Raw genomic sequence first — 5,259 nt, 5'->3', positions numbered from 1 at the left:
GTTAATTTGAAACTGGACTTTTTTGCTGTAATTATAAATGCTTGAGCCATTATCGTTAATAGCCAAAATCTTTGCCTCGAGCGCCGGACTGAATTTCCTGTCCATAGCGCTAGTTAAGTCGCGGGTAAAAGTGGCAATGCCGCATTCTCTCGGGGGATAAGTAGCCAAATATAAAACTGTGGAACTCTTGCCAGCCGCTTCTTGTTTCTTTAATTGCCGCCCCTCGCTCTTAAGAAGATCCGAGGCGAATAGTTTGAATTTTTTATGATTCTTCTTTTGCATGGATTAATTCTTTAAGCAGTTCCTTAAGATTGACCCTTGCCACAGCAATTCTTATATCAGCGGCTCCGTAATATATATAAAGGTCGTTGCCAAAAATAGCAGTGCCGGTTGGAAAAACTACATTGCTTGTCTCTCCTTGCCTCTCCCAAGATTCTTCCGGAGAAAAAAGCGGATCGCGCAAGCGGCCAATCACTTTCTGCGGATTTTTAAAATCAAGCAAAGCCGCTCCCGCGTGGTATCTTTTGATTTTATTTAGCTCTTCAACCGCGTGATAAATCAAAAGCCAGCCAGCCCTGGTCTTAATCGGCGGGCAGCCGCCGCCGATATTCCTTGATTCGTACCAGTGCCTGTTCTCCAAAACCACATATTTAGAAAGTTGCCTCAAATATTTCCGCCAGAACAAATCGCTGGCTAATTCCTTAAATTCCTTAAAATAAACTATCTGGATGTCAGGGAGAATCCGATTAATCAAAGCATATTTGCTTTTTATTTTTTGGGGGAACAAAAAAACATCTTTATCCCAGAGCAAAACATCATAAGCCATTCTGTCCTTATAATAAGCCTCGAAAAAGAAATATTTATCTTTTAATTTTGATGTCCGAAATAAATCCTCGGCCTTGTCATAAGAAATTCTTGGCGTAATAATTCCTTTTTTTTCAAAGTTTGATAGATCTTTGCTGGTGGCAAGCGCTGTGATAGCGTTTTTACCGTCATGGGCAACGTAAGTCATATAAAAAGTTTTTCCCAATTTTACAATCCTGGGGTCTTCCACGCCTGTTGATTCATATTCAAACTCTCTTTTGATAATCGGCGTTTCTTTGCGCTCTATCACCTTAAGCGGACCCTCGAGCTTGGCATAACCGATAGCAGACTGATGTTTATTGTTAACTGCCCGATAAAATAAATGGACATAGTTACCTTCCCGATAGGTTGCCGGATTCAAAACGCACCTGCTTTCAAAAGCGCGCTTTGTCGGCCGCAATATCACGCCTAATTTTTCTACTTTTGCCATCTTGCTTCAAATTTTAAAACTAAAAAACCCGCTTTTATTTATTATAGCAGGTCTCTTCGCTTTTGGCTATGTTGAAAAGTCCGATTTAAGGCCTTTTTGCTCTGTTCAATACTACAGGGAAGAAAAGCGCAATCATAAAACCTTGGACAATATTTTTAAAAAATAGTAGAATTGAAAAGAGGTTAAATTACAGACAATGCCTAAATTTAATTCACAAATTATTAACGGTCGGTTTTTAGCCGACAAAATTTTTCATGAAATTCGTCAAGAGATTGTGAAAAAAAAATTAACTCCATCACTGGCAGTTATTTTGGTCGGCGATAGCAAGGCCTCAAAAGTTTACGTTAAGCTTAAACAAAAAGCCTGCTTAAAATGCGGTATTGAGTTTTATTTATACGAGCTGCCCAAGGATGCTTTGGAAAAGCAAGTTTTAGAGTGTCTGGATTTTTTAAATCAAGACAAAGAAATAAATGGCATTATTGTTCAGCTTCCCTTGCCCAAGCATTTGGACGAAGATAAAATTATCAAGGCTTTAGACCCCCGAAAAGATGCTGATGGTTTTCACCCCGAAAATATCAAACTTTTAAAAAATGGCCGGCCTTATATTATACCGGGATTATGCGAGGGGATTATTAAATTGATTCGGGCGACAAGGGAGGATATAAGCGATAAAAATGTTTTGATAGTTTCCAATAGTCAAATTTTTGCCGAGCCGTTTAATCATCTGTTTGTTAAAGGCAGACGGGTCAAAACATGTGAGTGGGTATCGCCTCAAGACAAAAATTTTTCCGAAAAGACCAAGGAGGCTGACGTTATCATTATTGCCATTGGCAAACCAAAATTTTTAAAAGCCAATATGATTAAAAAAGAAGTTATTATTATTGATGTTGGCTGCAATTTTATTAAAAATATTGGCTCGCGGCTGAAGCGAGCAGTTTGGGGCGATGTTGATTTTACTTCCTGCGGCAAAAAAGCTAAGTGGATTTCGCCAGTGCCTGGCGGAGTCGGGCCGGTTACGGTGGCTATGTTGTTGGCTAATACGGTTAAACTTTACAAACAACAACACAAAATAATTTCTTCCTGAAGGCGGGCAGACGTTTGCCCGCCTTCTATCAATAAAAATGTAATTGCTCCGCTACACTTTCACGTCTCCTTTTTTAACCTTCATAACTTTTCTCTCCCGAGCTGTCGTTTTGAATACATCAGCCAACAATTTTTTGTCAGCAGCAGTTTGTTGAATATCCCTCCGCTCAAACATTCTTTTTTGAACTTTTATCGCTTGTTCTAAATAATATTCTGTTGCCCCTTTTGGCGTTAGATTTGTGAACGACGGCATATTGTCGGCCACCAGGCCAATGACATTGCAATTCACGTCCATTGTCTTACCAGTGAGAATAGAAGTGTTAATGCCGGTTTTGGAATGGTCCCCGATAACACAACCCAAGAACTGTAAGCCCGTATCAATTTTTTGACCATCAATTTCCATTTTGATAGTGCCATAAGTATTTTTCAAATCAGAATTTGCAGTGCCCGCGCCGATATTAACCCACGATCCCACATAAGCATGCCCTAAGAACCCCGCATGTTGTTTGTTGGAGTATGATTCGATAACAGAAGCTTCTACTTCACCGCCAACTTTACAGTTGTCGGCAATAGTTGTTCCATCTTTGATATCAGCAAAGGTTTTAATTTTACAGTTGCTGCCAATGTATACTGGACCTTCAATACGAACAAAAGGGAAGATTTTCGTGTTATCGCCAATATAAATCGGACCATTTTCCGTATCAAGGACAACGTTTTTACTGACATCAACATTTTTGCCGATATATAAACCCTCTTTTAATTTTGGGGCTAGATATTGGATATTGTCGGGCAGTATTTTTTTATTAGAGACAATGATATCCCAGGGATAGGCAAATAATTTCACTTTTGTTTTCTGAACCTTCCCTAATTCCAAAACTTGTTTTCTTGTTTTCTTAATTTCTAAACGCGCCGCAACAACTCTATCTCCATTTTCTAATACCACTCCCGGCTTTATGGTTTTCTTCTTAATCTCTCTCACATTATCAATACTTGGCTCTAGGCTGGCATTAATCAATAAAAATTCTTGGCCTCTTAACTTGGGGTTGTCATACTTTTGTTCGGCTGTTTGTTTTATATAATCGCGGACAATGAAAGAAATTGGACTGGCTTTAAAATATTTTTTTGCCAAATTATACAGATTGGTTCCGCCGCAAGTAATATCAAAACCCGGCCGAGTTAAGGTAATCGGATAAAGGTTTTTTATTTCCTTGTCTTCAAAGAGAATTATCTGCACAAAAATGAATTAAAAATAAAAATTCAGTTTGGTCAACAGCTTGTTAGTTTTCTTGGTCATTGTAACTCGTAGTAATTTGCTCGTTTTCGCTTCGCTCAACCTCGCGTAATACAATTGTAATGCGGTTGTAACACCATTGAATTACCATAAGTTACAACAAGTTACTACGACAACAATCCCCCTGCTTCTTTATCCATAATAAATATCACCTCCGAATGTTTTTGTAAGATTGAGGCTGGCACTTCTTCAGTCACCGATCCTTCCAGCGCTTTAACCATTGCCTCGGCCTTGCTTGAACCGTTAGCGAGCATTATAATTTTTTTGCATTCCATAATCGTGGCTAAGCCCATGGTGATGGCTTGCTTCGGGACTTCGTCTATCTTGTCAAAGAAACGAGAGTTAGCGTTAATGGTGTCTTGGGTTAAATCTACTAATCGAGTCCGCGAGTTGGATGAACTGCCCGGCTCATTAAAAGCAATGTGGCCATTTTTACCAATGCCGAGCACTTGCAAATCAATACCCCCGGCCTGGATAATCGCTTCCTCGTAATCAGTGCAAAATTGTTTAATATCTTTTGTTTCGCCGTCCGGGACTGGAGCTTGAGTCGGAGCAAGGGCTCCAGCTCCACCCTGTGGCTGGATGGGAGCCCTTGCTCCCATCATTATTGAGGGCATATGGATATTCTTGGATTTAATATTAATATGATCAAACAACTGCTCTCGCATAAAATAATGATAACTTTGTTCGTTGTCAGGGCTTATTTTATAATACTCATCTAAATTAAAAGAGGTGATTTGGCTAAAATCCACCTCTCCTCGCTCGCAAGCTTTGATTAGTTCTTGATACAGGCCAGCTGGCGTTGAGCCGGTTGCAAAACCCAGGACAGAATCAGGTTTTTCCTTTATTTGGCCCGTAAAAACCTCGGCCGCCTTTTTGCTCATCTTCATATAATCTTCGCAGATAATTACTTTCATAATTTTTTTAAACTTTAATAAATTTTTTGCTGTTTATCTGCCGAAGCTCTGATTTATTAGAGCGAAGGCAGACTCAGCTCGTCATAATCTGCGGCAATAATAAGTTCCATGTTTTTTATTGGTTAACCTTAATGTTGATTTTCTCGGGAGCGCGTTTTAGTTCTTCTTCAAAATCATAAATCTCCGGCTCCGCCTCCCCGGTTTCAACCGGGGCGGATAAATCCTCTCCTGTTGAAGACAAAGGTTCAGCAATCTTGGGCCTGGAGACCAGGGCTTCGGCGCCATTGCCAGCCAGTCGAGATCCTCTTGATTTTTGAGTGCCGCTTGAATAGTTTGATTTGTTTAAGCCTTGTTTTTTTTGAGCTCGTTTTAAAAGAATGTGGCTTAGGCCCGCCAGGATAAGAGCCAAAAGAATGGCTACGGAATTATGATTCCAAAGTCCCCAGACGCCAAAAACCAGCCCAATGATATAGAGCCAAAGACTAACGCGATTACTGCGTCGGTTGATAAAATTATCCAGCATCATGGGTGATTCATTAAAACATTAAAACATGAAAGCAAGAAAGCAAGAAAGCAAGAAAGCAAATTTGTTTTAATGCTTTAATGTTCTGGTGCTCTAGTGCTTTAATGTTCTCGTGTTTTCATGTTCTCGCGCTTTTATGCTTTTATGCTTC

Annotated in this window: 6 protein-coding genes; 1 reads left to right on the top strand and 5 read right to left on the bottom strand. The window is 39.7% G+C overall.

All coding sequences use genetic code 11. From position 1 onward, the window contains the following. Together KKD20_01540 and KKD20_01535 are read right to left on the bottom strand one after the other, a co-directional pair. On the bottom strand, positions 1-282 hold a 282-nt coding region (locus tag KKD20_01540), incomplete at its 3' end, for a hypothetical protein (GenBank protein ID MBU4331790.1). Beyond that, positions 263-1,294 carry a pesticidal protein Cry7Aa gene (locus tag KKD20_01535; protein ID MBU4331789.1) on the bottom strand — a complete coding sequence of 344 codons (1,032 nt, stop codon included), beginning with the start codon at positions 1,292-1,294 and terminating at the stop codon, positions 263-265. The genes KKD20_01535 and KKD20_01540, both read right to left, overlap by 20 nt. 196 nt (positions 1,295-1,490) lie before the next feature. Here KKD20_01535 and KKD20_01530 point away from each other — a divergent pair, with 196 nt between their 5' ends. After that, complete coding sequence (locus KKD20_01530; GenBank protein ID MBU4331788.1) at positions 1,491-2,378, top strand: bifunctional 5,10-methylene-tetrahydrofolate dehydrogenase/5,10-methylene-tetrahydrofolate cyclohydrolase; 888 nt, start codon at positions 1,491-1,493, stop codon at positions 2,376-2,378. Between the two features lie 51 nt (positions 2,379-2,429). Here the strand turns inward: KKD20_01530 and KKD20_01525 are convergent, their stop codons facing one another. The 3 genes from KKD20_01525 to KKD20_01515 all read right to left on the bottom strand — a co-directional run bounded on the left by KKD20_01525 (position 2,430) and on the right by KKD20_01515 (position 5,111). Then, the gene (locus KKD20_01525) at positions 2,430-3,611 is read right to left on the bottom strand and encodes a hypothetical protein (protein MBU4331787.1); all 1,182 of its coding nucleotides are present in this window, start codon (positions 3,609-3,611) and stop codon (positions 2,430-2,432) included. A 164-nt stretch (positions 3,612-3,775) separates the two neighbouring features. Beyond that, a complete protein-coding gene (locus KKD20_01520) occupies positions 3,776-4,585 on the bottom strand; it encodes a glucosamine-6-phosphate deaminase (GenBank protein ID MBU4331786.1) in 810 nt (269 codons plus the stop codon). Positions 4,586-4,700: 115 nt separating this feature from the next. Further along, entirely contained in the window at positions 4,701-5,111 is a 411-nt protein-coding gene (locus KKD20_01515) for a hypothetical protein (GenBank protein ID MBU4331785.1), read from the bottom strand. Positions 5,112-5,259 lie beyond the last annotated feature (148 nt).

The sequence above is a fragment of the Patescibacteria group bacterium genome, assembly GCA_018896645.1.
In the GTDB taxonomy this organism is placed as follows: domain Bacteria; phylum Patescibacteriota; class Patescibacteriia; order UBA2591; family JABMQE01; genus JAHIMF01.
Note: the sequence above shows the minus strand (reverse complement) of the source record. Positions and strands in the feature narration are given on the sequence as shown.